A 21752-nucleotide genomic window follows, 5' to 3' on the forward strand; every position below is an offset into this window, starting at 1 on the left:
ACCGCGCTCGGCCACAGCGTGGCGGGGTCAGGGGGTGGTCAGGGTGACCGCGGGGAGGGGTGGGCCGGGACGGGTGGTGGTGATGGCGGCGGCCGAGGGGCAGCCGTCGGTGCCGTCGGGTTTCCGGGGGGTGTCGGTGTCCGCCTCGGAGAGCTGGGGGCGTACCAGGGCGGCGGCGCGTTCGCCGTCCAGGCCGGGCTCGCCGTTCTCGGCGGGCTCGTGCTCCGTGCGGCGGAGCAGGAGCATGGCGGCGTCGTCGCTCAGCGGGCGGCCCGAGTGGCGCAGCACATCGGCGCGGAGGGAGTCCAGGGCGGCCTGGGGGTCGGGGCCCGCGAGCAGGTGGACCCGGTCGGTGAGCGGGTAGAACGCGCCGCCGTGGTCGCGCGCCTCGATGATGCCGTCGGTGTAGAACAGGATCTGGTCGCCGGGGGCGAAGCCGATCACGGTCGGGGTGGGCATCTCGGGCTTGAGCCAGGTCAGGCCGAGCGGGGGCGACTCCTCCTCGGGCTCGGCGAACTCCGTGCTGCCGTCGCCGCGCAGCACGAGGGGCGCGGGGTGGCCGCAGTTGAGCACGGCGATCTCGTCGTCGCCCACGACCTCGGCCAGTACGGCGGTGACGAACTGCTCGCCGGTCAGCCGCCGGGCCAGGGCGTTCTCCAGGCGCGCGGCCACGCGGGTGAGGTCGGGCTCGTCGTAGGCGGCCTCGCGGAACGCGCCGAGCACGATGGCCGCGGTCTCGACCGCCTCCAGGCCCTTGCCCTGCACGTCGCCCACGATCACCCGTACGCCGCCGCCCGGATGCGTCACCACTTCGTACAGGTCGCCGCCGATGCGGGCCTCCGCGACCGCGGAGGTGTAGGAGACCGCCACGCCCAGACCGGGGCCGGCGCGCCGCGGGACGGGGCGCAGCAGCACGCGCTGGGCGGCCTCGGCGACCGAGCGGACGTCGGCGAGCTGGCGCTCGTGCCGCATCCTGGCCGCGCTGGCGACGAGGCTGGTCAGGGTGACGCCGATGATGGCGCCCAGCGCCACCTGCAGCCGCAGGGGGCTGCTGCCGTTGTACGCGCCCAGCGCGAGGCACAGCGCGACCGCGATGACGCCCACCAGACCGGTACGCCGCACGTCGCATGCCACCGAGGCGAACGCCGGGCCGAGGGCGAGCAGTGGCAGCAGACCGACGCTGCGGCCCGCCTGCCAGTCGCCGACGGCGACGAGGGCCATGACGGCGAACGGCAGGAGCAGCAGCAGCCTCTGGGCCATGCTGGGCCGGGACCGGTGCGCGGCCCGGCCGGGAGCGCGCCGACGGCCGTCCCCTGGTTGATCCGCTGCCCGCGCCATACCCACCGAATTCTCTTGCCGCCCCGCGTTTAGTCGTTACTACCACATCGAACGCCGGATGCAGCAAGTCTGTTACCGAGGGTTTATCTCACATCACAGATGATGGGTGCACCGAGGCAGCGGTGCACCCATCGCGGGTGATTCCGGTTTGCGGGAGAAGCCGCGTGCGGTGTTTTCCGGCGCGCGCCACGAAAGCCGATCAAAAGGACATATGACGCAGAAAGCGGTAGAAGTCAGGCGCGAGTCAGCGCCAGTCAGGGCCGGGCGAAGGCGTCGCCGCTCGGGCCCCGATCAGAAGGACTCGACCGCGCGCCGGGCCTCGGCGTCCAGAACACCCCAGCCGATGAGCTCCTCGGTCAGCTCGCTGGGCGACTTGTCGTAAATCACGGCCAGGGAACGCAGGTCCTCCTGGCGGATCGACAGGACCTTGCCATTGTAGTCGCCGCGCTGGCTCTGGATGGTCGCGGCGTAGCGGGCCAGGGCGCCGGCCTTCTCCTTCGGGAGCTGGGCGAGGCGCTCCAGGTCGATCACCAGCTTGGGCGTGGGGCCGAGCGGGCTGGGCGCGGCCCCGCCCGGAAGCAGTTCGGAGACCGGCACGCCGTAGAAATCGGCGAGCTCGGCGAGCTTCTGCACGGTCACGGCGCGGTCGCCGCGCTCGTAGGAGCCCACGACGACGGCCTTCCAGCGTCCGCGTGACTTCTCCTCGACTCCGTGCAGGGACAGCCCCTGCTGGGTGCGAATGGCGCGGAGTCGTGCACCCAGCGACTTGGCATACTCAGACGGCATCCTGTGGCCCCCCGGCTCTCTATGTGCTGCTCTCACTAGATTGTCCTACCTCGTGGCATATGCACCGACCACCGGGGGTCAGCGCCCGGGGTTAGGCACCTTCGGTGACCGTTGCGGCTGGGTTTACCCCAGATCGCCACGAGGAGTGGTTACGGACAGTGACGGTAAAGCTGTGGACGCTCAAGGTCAAGCTGATTGGAAAAAAGATGCCGAATCCGGCCCGGCGGACTCTGCCTCAATCGTCACTTTTGTCCAGCCACGCCCATTGCCTCCAGCCCTTTGGGCCCCCGCCCTCCGGACGCTCCGCCGCTGATCAAGGCCACGATCCGTCCCGCCGGGGGCACGGGAAGGGGCTGCGACGAGTGAGATGATCATCACATCGTGCTCGTCCGCACCCGGAAGGAGTTTCGGACACCCTCCCGGCGCCCGCCGAGGCGTGAGTGAGGCGAGGCTGAGGTTCGGGTTGGGCGCGCGGCCGAGGGCGTGCGTGAGGTGGGGCTGAGGTTCGGGTTGGGCGCGCGGCCGAGGGCGTGCGTGAGGTGGGGCTGAGGTTCGGGTTGGGCGCGCGGCCGAGGCGTCGGTGGGGCTGCGGGCGAGGTGCGGGTGTGGGGCGTCGCCCCCTTCCCCCGGGGTGGTGTTCCGGTGTGGAGGAGGCTCGAAGCTCGGGGGAGGGCGGGGCGGGGGCGCGGGTGTGGGCGCGGCTGCGCCGTGGCCGAAGGTGTGATCCGGGCGGCGACCGCCGGCGGCGCGGGGGCCCGTGGCGGTCCGGGGTGGGCGGGGGCGGGGCTCGGGCAGGGGCGGTCCTGGGCTTGGGGTGCGTGTCCGCCGTGGGGGGTCCTGGGGTGGGGGCGTGTCTGCTGGGGCAGGGCCGGTCCTGGGGCGGGGGGTGTGTCCGGGTGGGTGGTCCGGTGTGGGACGGGGGCGGGTCAGGCGGGGTCTCGGGTCAGGGGGCAGCTCAGGCAGCGGGGGCCGCCTCGGCCTCGGCCCAGTTCGCTGCCGCGGATCGGGATGACCTCGATGCCGTGGGAGGAGAGGTGGTGGTTGGTGGTGGTGTTGCGCTCGTAGGCGACGACCACGCCCGGTTCCAGGGCCAGGACGTTGCAGCCGTCGTCCCACTGCTCGCGTTCGGCGGCGTGGACGTCCTGCACCGCGGTCAGGACCTCGATGTCGTCCAGGTCCAGTGCGGCGGCTATGGCCTTGTGCATGTCCTCCGGGCGGTGGTCGGTGACCTTCAGCTCCTTGTCGGTGTCGCCGGGCTCGATGGTGTAGCTGGGCAGCATGCCGAGGCCGGCGTACTTGGTGAAGCGGCCGGTGTCCACCATGGTCATGACGGTGTCGAGGTGCATGAACACGCGGGCCTTCGGCAGGGTGAGGGCGACGATGCGGCGGGCGGAGCCGGTGCGGAACAGGTTGCGGGCGATCATCTCCACCGCCTGCGGCTGGGTACGCTCGCTCATGCCGATCAGGACGGCGCCCTCGCCGAGGACGAGCACGTCGCCGCCCTCGATGGTGGCGGGGGCCATCGCGGTGCCGTGGCTCCAGACGTTGTAGCCGCCGGCGTCGGGGGCGTCGTAGCCGGAGGCGAACAGGGGGTGCCAGCGGTAGACGGCCTCCATGTTGACGGTCTCGTTCTTGCGCGCCTTCTTGCGCATGGCGTTGATGGACACGCCGTCGTAGATCCAGGAGGACGTGTCGCGGGTGAACATGTGGTTGGGCAGGGGCTGCAGGACGAAGTCGTCCAGGCCCAGGGAGTGGAAGGCGATGCTCTTGGGGGCGCAGCCGCGCTCCAGGAGCTCGCGCTTGGTGATGCCGCCGGTCAGGTGGGTGCACAGGTCGGCGGAGTCCATGGCGTCGAGCGTGGCGCGGATCGCGTCGGCGGCCAGCGGGCCGACCCAGTGCTCGTCGGTGACGGAGTCCAGGATGTGCTTGCGCGCCTCGGGGATGTCCAGCGTCTCGCGCAGCAGGTCGTTGAGCACCCGTACGACGACGCCGCGCTCGCGCATCAGCCGTTGCCACTCCTCGTGCTCCTCCAGCGCCCGCTGCACCCACAGCAGGTCGTCGAAGAGCAGGCCGTCCTTGTTGCCCGGGGTGAGCCGCTTGAGGGCCAGGTCGGGACGGTGCACGAGCACCTCGCGGAGGCGTCCGACCTCAGAGTCCACGCGGAAAACCATCTAGCCCCCTTTAACCCCCTATTGCGCGACATGGGGGAGGTCCCCGGTGCGGAACCGGCTAAACCCGGGCCGGCGTGCCCGGCGTACGGCCTGGTGGGGACGGTGACGGCACCGGGCGGGGGTGCCGGGGGCAGCGAATCGTGCCTGGTAATGTGAGGTCGCCGGTCAACCTTTAAGACCCGTCCAGTGAGGCGGGAAAGGCGGTGATTTTTTCATGTCCGAAGCCCGGAACGTCAGCCGGGCGGTCCTGGAGGGCCCCGACATCCAGCGGGCCCTGACCCGGATCGCGCACGAGATCATCGAGCGCACCAAGGGCGCGGGCAACATCGTGTTGCTCGGCATCCCCACCCGCGGGGCCACCCTGGCCGCGCGCCTCGGCGAGCGCATCGCGCAGTTCGGCGAGGTCAAGGCGCCCGTCGGCTCCCTCGACATCACGATGTACCGCGACGACCTGCGCCTTCGGCCCGCGCGCCCGCTCGGCCGCACCGAGCTGCCGCCCGACGGCATCGACGACCGGGTCGTGGTGCTCGTGGACGACGTGCTGTTCTCCGGCCGCACCGTCCGCGCCGCGCTCGACGCGCTCAACGACGTCGGCAGGCCCAAGGCCGTGCAGCTCGCCACCCTGGTCGACCGGGGGCACCGCGAGCTGCCCATCCGCGCCGACTACGTCGGCAAGAACCTCCCCACCGCCAAGAGCGAGCAGGTGAAGGTCTACCTGGAGGAGATCGACGGGCGCGACGCCGTCGTGCTGATCAAGAGGGAGGAGGACCAGTGAGGCGCCACCTGATCTCCGCGGCCGACCTGAGCCGCGACGACGCGACCCTCATCCTCGACACGGCCGACGAGCTGGCCCGGGTGTCCGACCGCTCGATCAAGAAGCTGCCGACGCTGCGCGGGCGCACCGTGGTGAACCTGTTCTTCGAGGACTCCACCCGCACCCGCATCTCCTTCGAGGCGGCGGCCAAGCGGCTGTCCGCCGACGTGATCAACTTCTCCGCCAAGGGGTCGAGCGTGTCCAAGGGCGAGAGCCTGAAGGACACCGCGCTCACCCTGCAGGCCATGGGCGCCGACGCCGTGGTGATCCGCCACAGCGCCTCCGGGGCGCCGCACCGGCTGGCGAACTGGGTCGACGGCAGCGTGGTCAACGCCGGCGACGGCACCCACGAGCATCCCACCCAGGCCCTGCTCGACGCCTTCACCATGCGGCGCAGGCTGGGCACCCTCGAAGACCGCCGGGTCACGATCGTGGGCGACGTGCTGCACAGCCGGGTCGCCCGGTCCAACGTGCTGCTGCTCAACACGCTGGGCGCCCAGGTCACCCTGGTCGCGCCGCCGACCCTGCTCCCGGTCACCGTGGAGTCCTGGCCGTGCGAGGTCTCCTACGACCTCGACGCCGCGCTGCCCAAGTCCGACGTCGTGATGATGCTGCGGGTGCAGTCGGAGCGGATGAACGCCGCCTACTTCCCCAGCGCCCGCGAGTACAGCCGCCGCTACGGGCTCGACCGCGACCGGCTGGCCCGCATGCCCGAGGACGCGATCGTGATGCACCCGGGGCCGATGAACCGCGGCATGGAGATCGCCGCCGAGGTCGCCGACTGCGCCCGCTCGACCATCGTCGAGCAGGTCGCCAACGGCGTGACCATCCGCATGGCCGTCCTGTACCTGCTTCTCGGGGGAGAGACCCAGTGACCGACTACCTCATCAAGGGCGCGCGGATACTCGGCGGCGAGCCGAGAGACATCCTGATCCGCGACGGGCTGGTGGCGGAGGTCGGCGGCGGCCTCGGCGGCGCCGGCGCCGCCGTGATCGACGCCGACGGGCTGATCGCCCTGCCCGGCCTGGTGGACCTGCACACCCACCTGCGCGAGCCCGGCCGCGAGGACGCCGAGACCGTCGAGTCCGGCACCAGGGCCGCCGCCCTGGGCGGGTTCACCGCCGTGCACGCGATGGCCAACACCTCCCCGGTCGCCGACACCGCGGGCGTCGTGGAGCAGGTGTGGCGGCTGGGCCAGGAGGCCGGCTACTGCGAGGTGCGCCCGGTGGGCGCGGTCACCGCGGGCCTGGCCGGGCGGCAGCTCGCCGAGCTGGGCGCGATGGCCGACTCCGCGGCCGGGGTGCGGGTCTTCTCCGACGACGGCATGTGCGTCTCCGACGCGGTGCTGATGCGCCGCGCGCTGGAGTACGTCAAGGCGTTCGACGGCGTGATCGCCCAGCACGCCCAGGAGTCCCGGCTCACCGAGGGCGCCCAGATGAACGAGGGCGCGGTGTCGGGGCGGCTCGGCCTGACCGGCTGGCCCGCGGTCGCCGAGGAGGCGATCATCTCCCGCGACTGCCTGCTGGCCGCGCACGTCGGCTCGCGGCTGCACGTGTGCCACGTCTCCACGGCCGGCTCGGTGGAGATCATCCGCTGGGCCAAGTCCAAGGGCTGGAACGTCACCGCCGAGGTCACCCCGCACCACCTGCTGCTCACCGACGACCTGGTGGAGCGCTCGCCGCTGGGCTCCTACAACCCGATCTACAAGGTCAACCCGCCGCTGCGCACCCGCGAGGACGTCGAGGCGCTGCGCGCCGGCCTCGCCGACGGCACCATCGACTGCGTGGCCACCGACCACGCGCCCCACCCGGTCGAGAGCAAGGAGACCGAGTGGAGCGCGGCGGCGATGGGCATGATCGGCCTGGAGACCGCGCTGTCCGTGGTGCACGCGGCGATGGTCGAGACCGGGCTGCTCGACTGGGCCGCGGTGGCCGACCGCATGTCCTACCGCCCCGCGCGCATCGGCAGGGTCGCGGGCCAGGGCCGGCCGGTCGAGCCGGGCGAGGCGGCCAACCTGACCCTGTACGACCCCGCGGCCCGCACCGAGGTCGATCCGCGCGGGTTCGCCTCCAAGAGCCGCAACACCCCGTACGAAGGACTCACCCTGCCCGGCCGCGTCGTGGCGACGTTCCTGCGCGGCCGGCCGACCGTTCTCGAAGGGAAGCTCGCGTGACCGACGCAACCGCCCTGCTGGTGCTCGAAGACGGGCGCGTGTTCGAGGGCGCCCCCTACGGCGCGACGGGCGAGACCTTCGGCGAGATCGTCTTCAACACCGGCATGACCGGCTACCAGGAGACTCTCACCGACCCCTCGTACCACCGCCAGATCGTCGCCATGACCGCGCCGCACATCGGCAACACCGGGGTCAACGAGGAGGACCCCGAGTCGCGCCGCGTCTGGGTGGCGGGCTACGTCGTGCGCGAGCCCGCGCGCGTCCCGTCGAGCTGGCGGGCCACCCGGAGCCTGGACGACTACCTCAGGGACCAGGGCGTGGTGGGCATCGCCATGCCCGGCACCCGCGCGCTCACCCGCCACCTGCGCGAGCGCGGCGCCATGCGCGCGGGCGTCTTCTCCGGCGACGCGCTGGCGCCGGTGGAGGAGCTGCTGGAGCGGGTGCTGCGCTCGCCCGGCATGGTCGGCGCCGACCTGGCCGCCGAGGTCTCCACCCGCGAGCCGTACGTCGTGCCGGCGCTGGGCCCCAAGCGGTTCACGGTCGCGGCCGTGGACCTCGGCATCAAGGCGATGACGCCGCGCCGCATGGCCGAGCGCGGCTGCGAGGTGCACGTGCTGCCCGCGTGGGCGACCGCGGAGGAGATCCTGAGCCTCGCGCCCGACGGCGTGTTCTTCTCCAACGGGCCCGGCGACCCGGCCGCCGCCGACACGCAGGTCAAGGCGTTGCAGGGGGTGCTGGCCGCGGGCAAGCCGTTCTTCGGCATCTGCTTCGGCAACCAGATCTTCGGCAGGGCGCTCGGCCTGGGCACCTACAAGCTGAGGTTCGGGCACCGCGGCGTGAACCAGCCGGTGCAGGACCGGCGTACCGGCAAGGTGGACATCTCCGCCCACAACCACGGCTTCGCGGTGGACGCGCCGGTGGACCGGCCGTTCGACACGCCCTACGGCCGGGCCGAGGTCAGCCACGTCAACCTGAACGACGACTGCGTGGAGGGGCTGCGGCTGCTCGACTACCCGGGGTTCAGCGTGCAGTACCACCCCGAGGCGGCCGCGGGGCCGCACGACGCGGCGGGACTGTTCGACGAGTTCTGCGCACTGATGGAGCGAGCGAGCACGAAGGGGAACAAGGGTGCCTAAGCGCACGGACATCCAGTCGGTCATGGTGATCGGCTCCGGGCCGATCGTGATCGGGCAGGCGTGCGAGTTCGACTACTCGGGCACCCAGGCGTGCCGGGTGCTGCGCGCGGAGGGCTTCCGGGTCATCCTCGTCAACAGCAACCCCGCCACGATCATGACGGACCCCGAGTTCGCCGACGCCACGTACATCGAGCCGATCACGCCCGACACCGTAGAGAAGATCATCGCCAAGGAGCGGCCCGACGCGCTGCTGCCCACCCTGGGCGGCCAGACGGCGCTCAACACCGCCATCGCCCTGCACGAGGCCGGGGTGCTGGAACGTTACGGCGTGGAGCTGATCGGCGCCGACGTCGAGGCGATCCAGGCGGGCGAGAACCGCGAGCGGTTCAAGGAGATCGTGGCCAAGACCGCCGCCGAGCACGGCCTCAACGCCGAGTCGGCGCGCAGCGTGATCTGCCACACCATGGACGAGTGCCTGGCCGCCGCCGCCGACCTGGGCTACCCGGTCGTGGTGCGGCCCTCCTTCACCATGGGCGGAGTCGGCTCCGGCTTCGCGCACGACGAGGCCCAGCTCCGCCGCATCGCCGGGGCCGGGCTCGACGCCTCGCCGACCACCGAGGTGCTCCTTGAGGAGTCGATCCTCGGCTGGAAGGAGTACGAGCTGGAGGTCATGCGCGACAAGGCCGACAACGTCGTGATCGTGTGCTCCATCGAGAACCTCGACCCGATGGGCGTGCACACCGGCGACAGCATCACCGTCGCGCCCGCGATGACCCTGACCGACCGCGAGTACCAGAACATGCGCGACGTCGCCATCGCGGTGATCCGCGAGGTCGGCGTGGACACCGGCGGCTGCAACATCCAGTTCGCGGTCGATCCCGCCACCGGGCGGATGATCGTGATCGAGATGAACCCGCGGGTGTCGCGGTCCTCGGCGCTGGCGTCCAAGGCCACCGGCTTCCCGATCGCCAAGATCGCGGCCAAGCTGGCGGTGGGCTACACGCTGGACGAGATCCCCAACGACATCACCCGCGAGACCCCGGCGTCCTTCGAGCCCGCGCTCGACTACGTCGTGGTCAAGGTGCCGCGCTTCGCCTTCGAGAAGTTCCGCGGCGCCGACCAGACCCTCACCACGCACATGAAGTCGGTGGGCGAGGCGATGGCGATCGGCCGCTCCTTCCCCGAGGCGCTGCAGAAGGCGCTGCGCTCGCTGGAGAAGAAGGGCTCGTCCTTCTCCTGGGCCGGCGAGCCGGGAGACCTGGAGGAGCTGCTGGAGCGCTGCCGCACCCCGCACGACGGCCGGCTGGCCACGGTCATGCGGGCGATCAGGGCGGGCGCGAGCGCCGAGCGGCTGCACGAGGCCACCAGGATCGACCCGTGGTTCCTGGACCAGCTCTACGCCATCCACGCGTGCGCGGGCGAGCTGGCCGCGGCCACCGAGCTCACGGCCGGGGCGCTGACCCGGGCCAAGCGGATGGGCTTCAGCGACGCCCAGATCGGCGAGCTGCGCGGGATCGAGGAGGCGCGGGTGCGCGACCTGCGCCACGCGCTGGGCGTACGGCCGGTGTACAACACGGTCGACACCTGCGCCGCCGAGTTCGCCGCGCAGACCCCCTACCTGTACTCCACCTATGACGAGGAGACCGAGGTCCCGCCGGGCGACCGGCCCAAGGTGATCATCCTGGGCAGCGGGCCCAACCGGATCGGGCAGGGCATCGAGTTCGACTACGCGTGCGTGCACGCCTGCTTCGAGCTGTCCAAGGCCGGGTTCGAGACCGTCATGGTCAACTGCAACCCCGAGACCGTCTCGACCGACTACGACACCTCCGACCGGCTGTACTTCGAGCCGCTGACGCTGGAGGACGTGCTGGAGGTCGTGCACGCCGAGCAGCAGACCGGCGAGGTCGTCGGCGTGATCGTGCAGCTCGGCGGGCAGACGCCGCTGGGGCTGGCGCAGGCGCTGAAGGACGCGGGCGTGCCGGTGGTCGGCACGAGTCCGGAGTCGATCCACCTGGCCGAGGAGCGCGGCGCGTTCGGCCGGGTGCTGGCCGAGGCGGGGCTGCTCGCGCCCAAGCACGGCACCGCCGTGACCGTGGACGAGGCGCTGGAGATCGCCGCCGAGATCGGCTACCCGGTCCTGGTGCGCCCGTCGTACGTCCTGGGCGGCGCGGGCATGGCGATCGTCTACGACGACGCCACCCTGACCACCTACATGGAGCGGGCGGGCGCGGCCAGCGACCACCCGGTCCTGGTGGACAAGTTCCTGGACGAGGCCATCGAGATCGACGTGGACGCGCTGTTCGACGGCGAGGAGCTCTACCTCGGCGGCGTGATGGAGCACATCGAGGAGGCCGGCATCCACTCCGGCGACTCGGCGTGCGCGCTGCCGCCGATCACGCTGGGCTCCTTCGACATCAAGCGCATCCGGGCGGCCACCGAGGCCATCGCCCGCGGCGTGGGCGTGCGCGGCCTGCTCAACGTCCAGTACGCCATGTCGGCCGGCGTCCTGTACGTCCTGGAGGCCAACCCGCGCGCCAGCCGTACGGTGCCGTTCGTGTCCAAGGCCACCGCGGTGCCGCTGGCCAAGGCGGCGGCCCGGGTGATGACCGGGGCCAGGATCGCCGAGCTGCGGGCCGAGGGCATGCTCCCGGCCGAGGGCGACGGCGGCACCCTGCCGCTCGACTCGCCGATCGCGGTCAAGGAGGCCGTGCTGCCCTTCGACCGCTTCCGCGGCGTGGACACCGTGCTCGGGCCCGAGATGCGCTCCACCGGCGAGGTGATGGGCATCGACGAGGTCTTCGGCACGGCCTACGCCAAGTCGCAGGCGGCGGCGTACGGCTCGCTGCCCACCAAGGGCCGGGCGTTCGTGTCGGTGGCCAACCGCGACAAGCGGGCGATGATCTTCCCGGTGAAGGCCCTGGCCGACCTCGGGTTCGAGATCCTGGCCACCGAGGGCACGGCCGAGGTGCTGCGCCGCAACGGCGTACATGCCAAGATCGTGCGCAAGCACAGCGATGGACCCGGGCCGCAGGGCGAGCCGACGATCGTCGGGCGGGTGCTGGAGGGGGAGGTGGATCTCATCGTGAACACGCCGTTCGGCAGCCCCGGGCAGTCGGGGCCGCGGCTCGACGGCTACGAGATCCGCACCGCGGCGGTGCTGCGCGGCATCCCGTGCATCACGACCGTCCAGGGACTCGCCGCGGCCGTCCAGGGCATACAGGCCATCGTGCGCGGTGATGTGGGCGTACGGTCCCTTCAGGAGCACGCACGGGCGCTGAGGGGCTGACGGTCCCGCGGAGGTGAAGGAGACTGGCCACCACCCCGGTACAGGTGACGGGCACGGTGCTGACCACGCGCCGGGTCGAGGCTTACCATGCGCTGACGGTGGTGGCGCCCGGGATCGCCGAGCGGTTCCGGCCCGGTCACTTCGTGGCGGTGGCGGTCGGCGGGCCGCAGTCGTCGATGCTGACCCGCCGCGCCTTCTCCATCCACGACGTCAAGCCCGACTACGGCGGCACGGTGGAGTTCGTCTTCACCGTGCGCGGCCCCGGCACGGCGTGGCTGGCCGAGCGCCGCGCGCGTGACACGCTGGATCTGGTCGGCCCGCTCGGGCGGCCGTTCCCGCTGCCGCGCGACCCGGTGACCTGTGTGCTGGTCGGCGGCGAGTACGGCTCGGCCACGCTGTTCGGGCTGGCCGACGCGTTGCAGCAGCGGGGCTGCCGGGTGGACTTCGTGCTGGGCGGGGCGTCCGCCGACCGGGTGTTCGGCGCGCTGCGCGCGCGCCGCATGGGCGAGACCACCACGCTGACCACCGAGGACGGCTCGCTGGGCATGCGCGGCAAGGTCACCGACGTGCTGCCGGGCGTGATCGCCGACACCCGGGCCGACGTGGTGTACGCGTGCGGGCCGATGGAGACGCTGCGCGGGGTGACCGCGGTGGCCATCGAGTTCGACATCCCGGTGCAGGTGGCCGTGGAGGAGGCCATGGCGTGCGGGATCGGCATGTGCATGACGTGCGTGCTGCCGGTCATCGGCGAGGACGGCGTGACCCGCATGGTGCGGGCGTGCGCGGAGGGCCCGGTGTTCCGGGGCGAGCGGGTGAGGTTCGAGGACGTGGGGACGATCCCGTTCGACGCGCTGGGGGCGCCCGGATCGCCGAGCGGGGGTGGCGGAACACGAAATGTCAGTTGATATGCGGACATATCTGGCGCATGTGGAGCTGATCAACCCGATCACCACCGCCGCCGGATGCGCGGCCACCGGCAAGGAGCTGTCGCAGTTCTTCGACCTCAACCGGATCGGCGCGCTCGTCACCAAGTCCATCACCATGGCCCCCCGCGCCGGCCGCCCCACCCCCCGCATGGCCGAGACCCCCTCCGGCATGCTCAACGCCATCGGCCTGCAAGGGCCCGGCATCGACGCCTTCCTGGAGCGCGACCTGCCCTGGCTGGCCCAGCGCTCGGTGCGCACCGTCGTGTCCATCGCCGGCGGCACCGTCAACGAGTACGGCGCGCTGGCCCGCCGCCTCACCGACGCGCCCGGCGTCACCGGCGTCGAGGTCAACCTCGCCTGCCCCAACATCGAGGACCGCGGCCGGGTCTTCGCCCGCGATCCCTCGGCCTCCGCCGAGGTCATCTCCTCCGTGCGCGCGCTGATGCGCTACGACGTGCCCGTGATCGCCAAGCTCTCGCCCGACGTCGCCGACGTGGTGGCGGTGGCCAGGGCGTGCGTGGACGGCGGCGCCGACGCCCTGTCCATGATCAACACCCCGCTGGGCATGAGCATCGACACCGAGACCCTGCGTCCCTCCCTCGCCGCCGTCACCGGCGGCCTGTCCGGCCCGGCCGTGCGCCCGCTGGCCGTGCGCTGCGTCTGGCAGGTGCACGCCGCGCTGCCCGGCGTGCCCATCGTAGGCGTGGGCGGCGTGCTGACGGGCAGGGACGCCTTCGAGCTCATCCTGGCCGGCGCCTGCGCCGTCGGCGTGGGCACGGCCCTGTTCCACGACCCGTACTCGTGCCTGCGCATCCTGCGCGAGCTTGAGGAGCTCCTGCAGGCCCGCGGGTTCCAGCGCCTGGCCGACGCCGTCGGCCTGGCGCACCGGCCGCCGGGGAGCGCCGCCCGGCACCGCGCCGACCTGGCACCCGGGCCGGGCGCGCCCGATTTCACCGTGCCGCCAGATCCTTTGAACATGGAAGAGAGTTCGTTGTGACTCCCGCGCCTATAGCCGTCGCGCTCGACGCGCCCGACCTGGAGACCGCCGCCCACTGGGCAGCGCTCGTGACCCCGCATGTCAGCACCGTCAAGGTGGGGCTGGAGCTCTACCTTCGCTACGGGCCCGACGTGATCGCCTCCGTGCGCGGGGCCAGCGGGGTCAGCGTCTTCCTCGACCTGAAGCTGCACGACATCCCCAACACCGTCGCCGGCGCCGCCAAGGCCGTCGCCCGGCTGCGTCCCGCCATCCTCACCGTCCACGCCGCGGGCGGCGCCGCGATGATCCGCGCCGCGGTGGAGGCCGCCCCGCACACCCGGATCGCGGCCGTGACGGTCCTCACGTCGCTCTCGGAGGCCGATCTCGGCGGGATCGGCCTGTCGGGGCCCGCCCCCGACGCCGTGCGCCGTCTGGCCGTCCTGGCCGTGGGCGCGGGCGCGGGCGCGCTGGTGTGCTCGCCGCAGGAGGTCGCGGCGGTGCGCCAGGAGGTCGGCGACGACATCGTTCTCATCACTCCAGGGGTGCGCCCGCTGGGCGCGGACAGCCAGGACCAGGCGCGCGTGGCCACGCCGGAGCAGGCCCTCGCGGACGGCGCGGACCTCCTCGTGATCGGCAGGCCGATCACCGCCGCCGCCGATCCGGGAGCCGCAGCCGCAACCATAGCGGCTCAGCTCCGGCGGAAGATCGCCACCCCCTGAAATGGCGGTGGTGAGGGCGTTTTGATACACCGAGAGTGATCTTCTTGTCACCGGGAGTGAAGAAGACGATTTTGTGAGGGCAGAAACGGCCCTTGACGTTGCTTGAAGGTCAATGACCAGCTAGTTTCCCTTCCCGTCCGAGTACATCGACAGAAATTCGAGGTGACCCGGCGTGGCTCTTCCTCCCCTGACCCCCGAGCAGCGCGCCGCAGCCCTGGAGAAGGCTGCCAAGGCCCGTCGTGAGCGTGCCGAGGTCAAGAACCGGCTCAAGCACGGCGCGGTTTCTCTGGCTGAGGTGCTGAAGGATGGTCAGACCGACGACGTCATCGGCAAGATGAAGGTGTCGGCGCTGTTGGAGTCGCTCCCTGGCGTGGGCAAGGTGCGCGCCAAGCAGTTGATGGAGCGGCTCGGTATCGCCGAGTCCCGCCGAGTGCGCGGGCTCGGAGCGAACCAGCGGGCTTCGCTGGAGCGCGAGTTCGGCGGCGCCGAGAGCTGATCTCGGCGTCGAACGGCGGATTCATCGGGGGGTATGGAGTGACCGGTACGTCCTGGTCCGGCGAGGACCGGTCCCGCGAGGCAGCCGTCCGCGGCGGGCCGGGCACGCGTGGCGGTGACTCCATGCCTTCTGCGGATACGCCGTCCGCGGAGACCTTCGGGGGGATCGACGTCCTCTCGCGGCGATCCGGACGGCGCCTGACGGTCCTCTCCGGCCCGTCCGGCGTCGGCAAGTCCACGGTCGTCGCCGAGCTCCGCCAGGCACACCCGGAAGTGTGGCTGTCGGTCTCGGTGACCACCAGGAAGCCCCGGCCGGGGGAGACCCACGGCGTGGAGTACTTCTTCGTCGACGACGCCGAGTTCGACCGGCTCGTCGCCGAAGGCGAGCTGCTGGAGTGGGCCGAGTTCGCGGGCAACCGCTACGGCACGCCCCGGCGACCGGTGCTCGACCACCTCGCCGCCGGGGTCCCCACCCTGCTGGAGATCGACCTGCAAGGCGCGCGGCAGGTCCGTGAGAGCATGCCCGAGGCCCTGCTGGTGTTCCTGGCCCCGCCCACGTGGGAGGAGCTGGAGAGCAGGCTCCGCGGGCGGGGCACCGAGCCCGAGGACGTCATCGCCCGCCGGCTGGAGGCCGGCCGGATCGAGATGGCCGCCGAGAAGGAGTTCGATCTCACGCTTGTCAACACGTCGGTCCAAGAAGTGTGCGAGCGGCTGATAACCTTGCTTACCGCGTGACCACTTGACAGGCGCGCGCAACCGGTTAGCTGACGAGAGGTCCCAACGTGGCAGGCACCGCCCCGGTCGCCGAAGGCATCACCAACCCGCCGATCGACCAGCTTCTTGAGGTCGTCGACAGCAAGTACAGTCTTGTGATCATGGGCGCCAAGCGGGCGCGCCAGATCAACGCCTACTACTCCCAGCTCGGCGAGGGCCTGCTGGAGTACGTCGGCCCGCTCGTGGAGACGCACGCCCAGGAGAAGCCGCTCTCCATCGCCCTGCGCGAGGTGAGCGAGGGCCTGCTGACCTCCGAGCCCGTCGAGAGCTGACCCGGCTCAGGTGAGCTCGAAGGCCGGCGGGCGCGGCGACACGCCGCCGCGCCCGCGCGTCGTGCTCGGCGTGAGCGGCGGCATCGCCGCCTACAAGGCGTGCGAGCTGCTGCGCCTGTTCACCGAGTCGGGCCACGAGGTCCGCGTCGTGCCCACCCGCGAGGCGCTGCGCTTCGTCGGCGCGCCCACGTGGGCGGCGCTGTCGGGCAACCCCGTCTCCGCCGAGGTGTGGGACGACGTGCACGAGGTGCCGCACGTCCGCATCGGCCAGGAGGCCGACCTCGTGGTCGTGGCGCCCGCCACCGCCGACGTGCTGGCCAAGGCCGCCCACGGCATCGCGGGCGACCTGCTCACCAACACCCTGCTGACCGCGCGCTGCCCGGTCGTGTTCGCGCCCGCGATGCACACCGAGATGTGGGAGCACCCGGCCACGCGGGCCAACGTCGCCACGCTGCGCGAGCGCGGCTCGATCGTGCTCGACCCGGCCGTGGGCCGGCTCACCGGCGCCGACACCGGGCGCGGCAGGCTGCCCGACCCGCCCGAGATCTTCGAGGCGTGCCGCCGCGTGCTCGCCGGCCGCCCGCGCGACCTCGCCGGCCGCCACGTCGTCGTATCGGCGGGCGGCACCCGCGAGGCGATCGACCCGGTGCGGTTCATCGGCAACCGCTCCTCCGGGCTGCAGGGCTACGCCCTGGCCCGTACGGCCGCCGCCCGCGGCGCCGAGGTCACGCTCGTGGCCGCGAACGTCGCGCTCCCCGACCCGGCCGGCGCCAAGGTCGTACGCGTGGAGTCGGCGCTCGAACTGCGCGAGGCGGTGCTGGCCGCGGCAGAGACCGCCGACGCGGTCGTGATGGCCGCCGCCGTGGCCGACTTCCGCCCGGCCGCCCGCAGCCAGACCAAGATCAAGAAGTCCTCGGCCGAACCCGACCCGATCCACCTGGTCAAGAACCCCGACATCCTGGCCGAGCTGGGCGAGCGCAAGCGCGCCGCCCTGGCCGCCGCCGTGTCCTCGGCGCGCCCGCACGGCTCCCGCCGTCCGCCCGTGATCGTGGGCTTCGCCGCCGAGACCGACGACGTCCTGGCCAACGGCCGGGCCAAGCTCGCCCGCAAGGGCTGCGACCTGCTCGTGGTCAACCAGGTCGGCGACGGCCTCGCCTTCGGCACCCCCGACAACGCCGCCGTCGTGCTGTCGGCCGAGGGCGGCAGCGTGGAGATCCCGCGCGGCCCCAAGGACGACGTGGCCGACGCCGTCTGGAACCTGGTGACCCCTCTGCTGTCCTGAGTCTGCTGTCTGAGTCGGCTGTCCTGAGTCTGCTGCTGTCCTGAGTCTGCCTGTCCTGAGTCTGCCTGTCCTGAGTCTGCCTGTCCTGAGTCTGCCTGTCCTGAGTCCGCCGTCCTGAGCGCGCCCGTTGCGGCGCCGGAATTTTCAGCGGATACTCCCGAATAGCCGCAGATTTCGCCGGGTGTATGGGCTGCCCGGGGGACGCGGAGGAGGGCCGCCGATGCCGGTGAGCGCGACCGTGCGGGAACGATGCCGGGCCCTGCTGCGTCCCGGCGACAACATCCGCTACATCTTCCCCGCGCTCGCGGTGCACTCGCCCGGCGTCGCGCACTTCCTGATCGCGGTCACCGAGCGCTCCATCGTGGTGATCTCCACCCGGTTCTTCAACCGCGACCAGCCCGAGAGCGTGTACGCCGTGCACCCACGGCACACCCGCCTGGGCCCTCTGTCCCTCTCGCTCGGCCCCACGATCGAGCTGGGCGGCACGCTGTTCGAGATCGACGAGGAGTACGCCGCGGTGGTGGCCGCCGCCGACGCCGAGGTGTTCGCCCCCGAGATACTGCCCGCCGACCCCTTGCCCGACCTATGACCACAACCGGCCGTACGCATTTCGAGACGGTTTCGCGCCTCGACCTCGCGTACGGCTAGACTCGCGGAAGCGCTCGTGGTGTGCTCGCACGCCTGAGCACTCAGACGCCAGCAGCCGCTGCATAGGAGCCACTGAGTTGTCCCGTCGCCTGTTCACCTCCGAGTCGGTCACCGAAGGACACCCGGACAAGATCGCCGACCAGATCAGTGACGCGATCCTCGACGCCATGCTCAAGGACGACACCAAGAGCCGGGTGGCCGTCGAGACGATGATCACGACCGGCCAGGTTCACGTCGCGGGTGAGGTGACGACGGAGACGTACGTCGACATCCCCGGCGTGATCCGCGAGAAGATCCTGGAGATCGGCTACGACGCGTCGCACAAGGGCTTCGACGGCGCCTCCTGCGGCGTCTCGGTCTCCATCGGCGCGCAGTCCCCCGACATCGCGCAGGGCGTCGACGACGCCTACGAGGTCCGCGAGGGCGAGGGCGCCGACGAGCTGGACCGCCAGGGCGCGGGCGACCAGGGCCTGATGTTCGGCTACGCCTGCCGCGAGACCCCCGAGCTGATGCCGCTGCCGATCATGCTCGCCCACCGGCTGGCCCGCCGCCTGTCCGAGGTGCGCAAGAGCGGCACCGTGCCCTACCTGCGCCCCGACGGCAAGACCCAGGTCACCATCGAGTACGACGGCGACGTGCCGGTCCGCCTCGACACCGTGGTCGTCTCCACGCAGCACGCTCCCGAGATCGACCTCAAGGAGATGCTGACCCCCGATATCAAGGAGCACGTCGTCGAGCCGGTCCTCGCCGGGCTGGACCTCGACACCGAGGGCTACCGCCTCCTGGTCAACCCCACCGGCCGCTTCGAGATCGGTGGCCCGATGGGCGACGCCGGCCTCACCGGCCGCAAGATCATCATCGACACCTACGGCGGCATGGCCCGCCACGGCGGCGGCGCCTTCTCCGGCAAGGACCCCTCCAAGGTGGACCGCTCGGCGGCCTACGCGATGCGCTGGGTGGCCAAGAACGTCGTGGCCGCCGGCCTCGCCGACCGCTGCGAGGTCCAGGTCGCCTACGCCATCGGCAAGGCCCAGCCGGTCGGCCTGTTCGTGGAGTGCTTCGGCACCGAGAAGCTCCCGGTCACCAAGATCCAGGAGGCCGTCCTGGAGGTCTTCGACCTCCGCCCGGCCGCGATCATCCGCGACCTGGACCTGCTGCGCCCGATCTACTCCCAGACCGCCGCCTACGGCCACTTCGGCCGCGAGGAGCCCAACTTCTCCTGGGAGCGCACCGACCGCGCCGACGCCCTGCGCGCCGCCGCCGGCATCTGACGTCCCCGCACGTCCCGCATCCGGGCGCCCGCCGCTACCGCGGCCGGCGCCCTTCGCGGCATTCCGGCCCGGCGGCGCTCCGCCATCGGGAACGGCCGGTTTTCCGGACGGAACCGGACGGACGGTAGCCGGGCCCGTACTATCGCGCTTCTGGACACGGGGCGCCCGCCACCCCAAGAATGTGGTTTGCGAATCTTGGAGGAGTGGGTGACCCGCAGATGGTGGCGAGTGGGCAGGCAGGTCTGCCCGCCGAGCTGACGAGCTTTGTCGGACGGCGTAAAGAAATCGCTGACGTACGGCGTACGCTCGAAAAGTCCCGTCTGGTGACCATCACCGGCATCGCCGGGGTGGGCAAGACCAGGGTCGCGCTCCGCGCCGCCGAGGACATGCGCCGGGCGTTCGCCGACGGCGTGTTGTTCGTGGAGCTGTCCAGCCTGTCCGACCCCGAGCGGCTGGCCCAGGTGATCGCCCGCGCGCTGGAGGTGCCCGACCAGGCGGCCAAGCCGGGCGCGCAGGAGCTGGCCGACTACCTCGCCGACAAACAGCTCCTGCTGCTCCTCGACACCTGCGAGCACCTGGTCGACGCGTGCGCCCGGCTCGCCCACACCCTCCTGGCCGCCGCGCCCGGCCTGCGCGTCCTGGCGACCAGCAGGCAGCCGCTCGGCGCGCCCGGCGAGCACAGCCTGCACATCCGCCCGATGGAGGTGCCGACCCGCGAGCAGGCCCGCTCACTGCCCGACCTGGCCCGGTGCGAGTCCGTCGCGCTGCTCCTCGACCGGGTCACCGCCGCCGACCCCGGGTTCCGGCTCACCGAGGACAACGCCGAGGCCGTGGCCGAGCTGTGCCGCCGCCTCGACGGCATCCCGCTGGCCCTGGAGCTCGCCGCCGTACGCGCGGGCACCCTGCCGCTGGCGAGCATCCTCCAGCTCCTGGACGAGCGCTTCTGGCCCTCCCGGGGCCGCTCCGGCGAGTACGGCCCCGGCCCCGGCGGCGTGTGCGGGCGCGACGCCCGCCACCGCACCATGCGCGAGGCCATCGCCTGGAGCCACGACCTGTGCACCGAGGAGGAGCGCCTGCTCTGGGCCCGGCTGTCGATCTTCCCCGGCCGGTTCGACCTGGCCGCCGCCGAGGCGGTGTGCGCCGACGAGCGGCTGCCGGCCGAGCGGATCTACCCCGCCGTGGACGGCCTGGTCGGCAAGTCGATCCTGGTCTGCGTCAAGGAGCCCGACCGCACGACGTACCGGATGCTCGACGGGATAAGGGAGTTCGGCGCCGCGCAGACGGCGGGCCCGGAGGAACGGCGCGTGCTGCGCGCCCGGCACCGCGACCACTACCTCGCGCTCGCCGACGCCGCCGTCACCGTGCCGCCGGGCGGCGACCAGGCCGAGCAGTGGACCCGCGTCCGCGCCGAGTGGCCCAACCTGCGCGCGGCGCTGGAGTTCTGCGCCGCCGACCCCGCCGAGGCCGACACCGGCGCGCGCATGGTCCTGGTGCTCACCTACCTGTGGATCGCCTGCGGGATGAGCCGCGAGGGCCGCCACTACGCCGAATGGTTCCTCGACGTGGGCCGCCCCGAGCCGAAGACCCGGGCCGGGCTGCTGCTGTTGCTGGCGTACCTGCTGGTCAGCCTGGGCGACCTGCGCGGCGCACGCGCCCGCCTGGACGAGGCCGCCGCCCTGGCCGAGGGCGTGGACGACCCGTCGTGCCGCACCAGCGTGATCAAGGTGCGCGGCACGGTCGCGTTCGGCGAGGGCGACCTCACCAGCGCCGCCGGGTACCTCGGCGAGGCCATCGAGCTGCTCGGCGGCGAGGAACGCGACCTGGTGGTGCTGACCGCCATGGTCGAGCTGGGCATCACCCGGCTGTGGCTCGGCCAGGTGGACCGGGCCGCCGAGGTGCTCGGCGCGTCCAAGCGCATGTCCGACGCCACCGGCCAGTCCTGGATCAGGTCGTGGGCCGACATGGGGCTCAGCCTGGTCCTGCGCGCCCGGGGCGACCTGCCCGGCGCGCTGGCCCTGGCCCGCGAGGCCCTGGGCGTGCAGCAGCGGCTGCACGACGCGAGCGGGGCCTCCCTCTGCCTGGAACTCGTGGCCTGGCTCGCCACCGGCCAGGAGGACCCCATGTGGGCCACCCGGCTGCTGCACGCCGCGCACGGCCAGTGGCGCAAGGTGCGCCGCCCGCTGTACGGCTCGCCGCACTTCCTCGCCGAGCACACCCGCTGCGAGGAGCGGCTGCGCCGCGCCCTGCCGCGCCGGGACTACGAGGAGGCGGCCACCGAGGGCGGGGCGATGTCGATGGAGGAGGCCATCGCCTACGCCCTGCGCAGCACCTGTCCGCCCGCCCCCACCGCACCGCCCCCCGCCCCCGGCCCCGCCCGCCCGGCCGAGCCCGCCGAGGAGACCCCGCTCAGCCCGAGGGAGGAGGAGGTGGCCGACCTGGTGGCCGAGGGCCTGACCAACCGCGAGATCGCCCAGCGCCTCGTCGTCGGCCGCAGAACCGTCGACACCCACGTCGAGCACATCCTCGCCAAACTCGACTTCTCCGCCCGCAGCCAGATCGCCGCCTGGGCCGCCCGCCGCCGCCACTGACCGGCATGGTGCCACTGACCGGCATGGTGACGCCCATCCACCCCCGGGGACGCGACGTGCGGGATGCGGCATGCTAGCCTCCGCCACGTGCCCCCCG

At 72.2% G+C, this 21752-nt stretch carries 18 protein-coding genes; 15 read left to right on the top strand and 3 right to left on the bottom strand.

Features of this window, described 5'->3' with window-relative positions; genetic code table 11:
* Positions 1–27 precede the first annotated feature (27 nt).
* From HNP84_RS06645 to HNP84_RS06655, 3 genes are all read right to left on the bottom strand, one after another.
* Positions 28–1260 (bottom strand): PP2C family protein-serine/threonine phosphatase, encoded by a 1233-nt coding sequence (locus HNP84_RS06645; RefSeq protein WP_221335964.1) that lies wholly within the window; start codon positions 1258–1260, stop codon positions 28–30.
* A gap of 369 nt (positions 1261–1629) precedes the next feature.
* Positions 1630–2124 carry a transcriptional regulator BldD gene (bldD, locus tag HNP84_RS06650; protein WP_185048515.1) on the bottom strand — a complete coding sequence of 165 codons (495 nt, stop codon included), beginning with the start codon at positions 2122–2124 and terminating at the stop codon, positions 1630–1632.
* A gap of 926 nt (positions 2125–3050) precedes the next feature.
* Positions 3051–4295 carry an arginine deiminase gene (locus tag HNP84_RS06655; protein ID WP_185048516.1) on the bottom strand — a complete coding sequence of 415 codons (1245 nt, stop codon included), beginning with the start codon at positions 4293–4295 and terminating at the stop codon, positions 3051–3053.
* A 214-nt stretch (positions 4296–4509) separates the two neighbouring features.
* Between HNP84_RS06655 and pyrR the strand changes: the two genes are divergently transcribed.
* The 15 genes from pyrR to HNP84_RS06730 all read left to right on the top strand — a co-directional run bounded on the left by pyrR (position 4510) and on the right by HNP84_RS06730 (position 21655).
* Complete coding sequence (gene pyrR / locus HNP84_RS06660) at positions 4510–5070, top strand: bifunctional pyr operon transcriptional regulator/uracil phosphoribosyltransferase PyrR (RefSeq protein ID WP_185048517.1); 561 nt, start codon at positions 4510–4512, stop codon at positions 5068–5070.
* On the top strand, positions 5067–5984 hold the full coding sequence (locus tag HNP84_RS06665) for an aspartate carbamoyltransferase catalytic subunit (protein WP_185048518.1): 918 nt from the start codon (positions 5067–5069) through the stop codon (positions 5982–5984). Before pyrR ends, HNP84_RS06665 begins: the two co-directional genes overlap by 4 nt.
* Complete coding sequence (locus HNP84_RS06670; protein ID WP_185048519.1) at positions 5981–7282, top strand: dihydroorotase; 1302 nt, start codon at positions 5981–5983, stop codon at positions 7280–7282. Before HNP84_RS06665 ends, HNP84_RS06670 begins: the two co-directional genes overlap by 4 nt.
* A complete protein-coding gene (gene carA / locus HNP84_RS06675) occupies positions 7279–8418 on the top strand; it encodes a glutamine-hydrolyzing carbamoyl-phosphate synthase small subunit (RefSeq protein WP_185048520.1) in 1140 nt (379 codons plus the stop codon). The genes HNP84_RS06670 and carA overlap by 4 nt, the downstream gene beginning before the upstream one ends.
* On the top strand, positions 8411–11704 hold the full coding sequence (carB, locus tag HNP84_RS06680) for a carbamoyl-phosphate synthase large subunit (protein WP_185048521.1): 3294 nt from the start codon (positions 8411–8413) through the stop codon (positions 11702–11704). The genes carA and carB overlap by 8 nt, the downstream gene beginning before the upstream one ends.
* A gap of 23 nt (positions 11705–11727) precedes the next feature.
* Positions 11728–12609, top strand: a complete 882-nt coding sequence (locus tag HNP84_RS06685) for a dihydroorotate dehydrogenase electron transfer subunit (RefSeq protein WP_185048975.1) — start codon at positions 11728–11730, stop codon at positions 12607–12609.
* Entirely contained in the window at positions 12599–13627 is a 1029-nt protein-coding gene (locus tag HNP84_RS06690; RefSeq protein ID WP_185048522.1) for a dihydroorotate dehydrogenase, read from the top strand. The genes HNP84_RS06685 and HNP84_RS06690 overlap by 11 nt, the downstream gene beginning before the upstream one ends.
* A complete protein-coding gene (pyrF, locus tag HNP84_RS06695; RefSeq protein ID WP_185048523.1) occupies positions 13624–14325 on the top strand; it encodes an orotidine-5'-phosphate decarboxylase in 702 nt (233 codons plus the stop codon). Before HNP84_RS06690 ends, pyrF begins: the two co-directional genes overlap by 4 nt.
* A gap of 172 nt (positions 14326–14497) precedes the next feature.
* Positions 14498–14821, top strand: a complete 324-nt coding sequence (gene mihF, locus HNP84_RS06700) for an integration host factor, actinobacterial type (protein ID WP_185048524.1) — start codon at positions 14498–14500, stop codon at positions 14819–14821.
* Positions 14822–14943: 122 nt separating this feature from the next.
* The gene (gene gmk, locus HNP84_RS06705; RefSeq protein WP_185048525.1) at positions 14944–15555 is read left to right on the top strand and encodes a guanylate kinase; all 612 of its coding nucleotides are present in this window, start codon (positions 14944–14946) and stop codon (positions 15553–15555) included.
* A 47-nt stretch (positions 15556–15602) separates the two neighbouring features.
* Positions 15603–15866 carry a DNA-directed RNA polymerase subunit omega gene (rpoZ, locus tag HNP84_RS06710; RefSeq protein ID WP_185048526.1) on the top strand — a complete coding sequence of 88 codons (264 nt, stop codon included), beginning with the start codon at positions 15603–15605 and terminating at the stop codon, positions 15864–15866.
* Between the two features lie 10 nt (positions 15867–15876).
* Complete coding sequence (coaBC, locus tag HNP84_RS06715; RefSeq protein ID WP_185048527.1) at positions 15877–17148, top strand: bifunctional phosphopantothenoylcysteine decarboxylase/phosphopantothenate--cysteine ligase CoaBC; 1272 nt, start codon at positions 15877–15879, stop codon at positions 17146–17148.
* 220 nt (positions 17149–17368) lie between these two features.
* On the top strand, positions 17369–17737 hold the full coding sequence (locus tag HNP84_RS06720) for a hypothetical protein (RefSeq protein ID WP_185048528.1): 369 nt from the start codon (positions 17369–17371) through the stop codon (positions 17735–17737).
* A 136-nt stretch (positions 17738–17873) separates the two neighbouring features.
* Positions 17874–19067: a methionine adenosyltransferase gene (gene metK / locus HNP84_RS06725; protein ID WP_185048529.1), complete on the top strand. Its 1194-nt coding sequence runs from the start codon at positions 17874–17876 to the stop codon at positions 19065–19067.
* A gap of 323 nt (positions 19068–19390) precedes the next feature.
* Positions 19391–21655, top strand: coding sequence for an ATP-binding protein (locus HNP84_RS06730; protein WP_185048530.1), 2265 nt, complete (start codon positions 19391–19393; stop codon positions 21653–21655).
* Positions 21656–21752: the final 97 nt, after the last annotated feature.

This window comes from Thermocatellispora tengchongensis (assembly GCF_014202315.1).
Lineage (GTDB): Bacteria > Actinomycetota > Actinomycetes > Streptosporangiales > Streptosporangiaceae > Thermocatellispora > Thermocatellispora tengchongensis.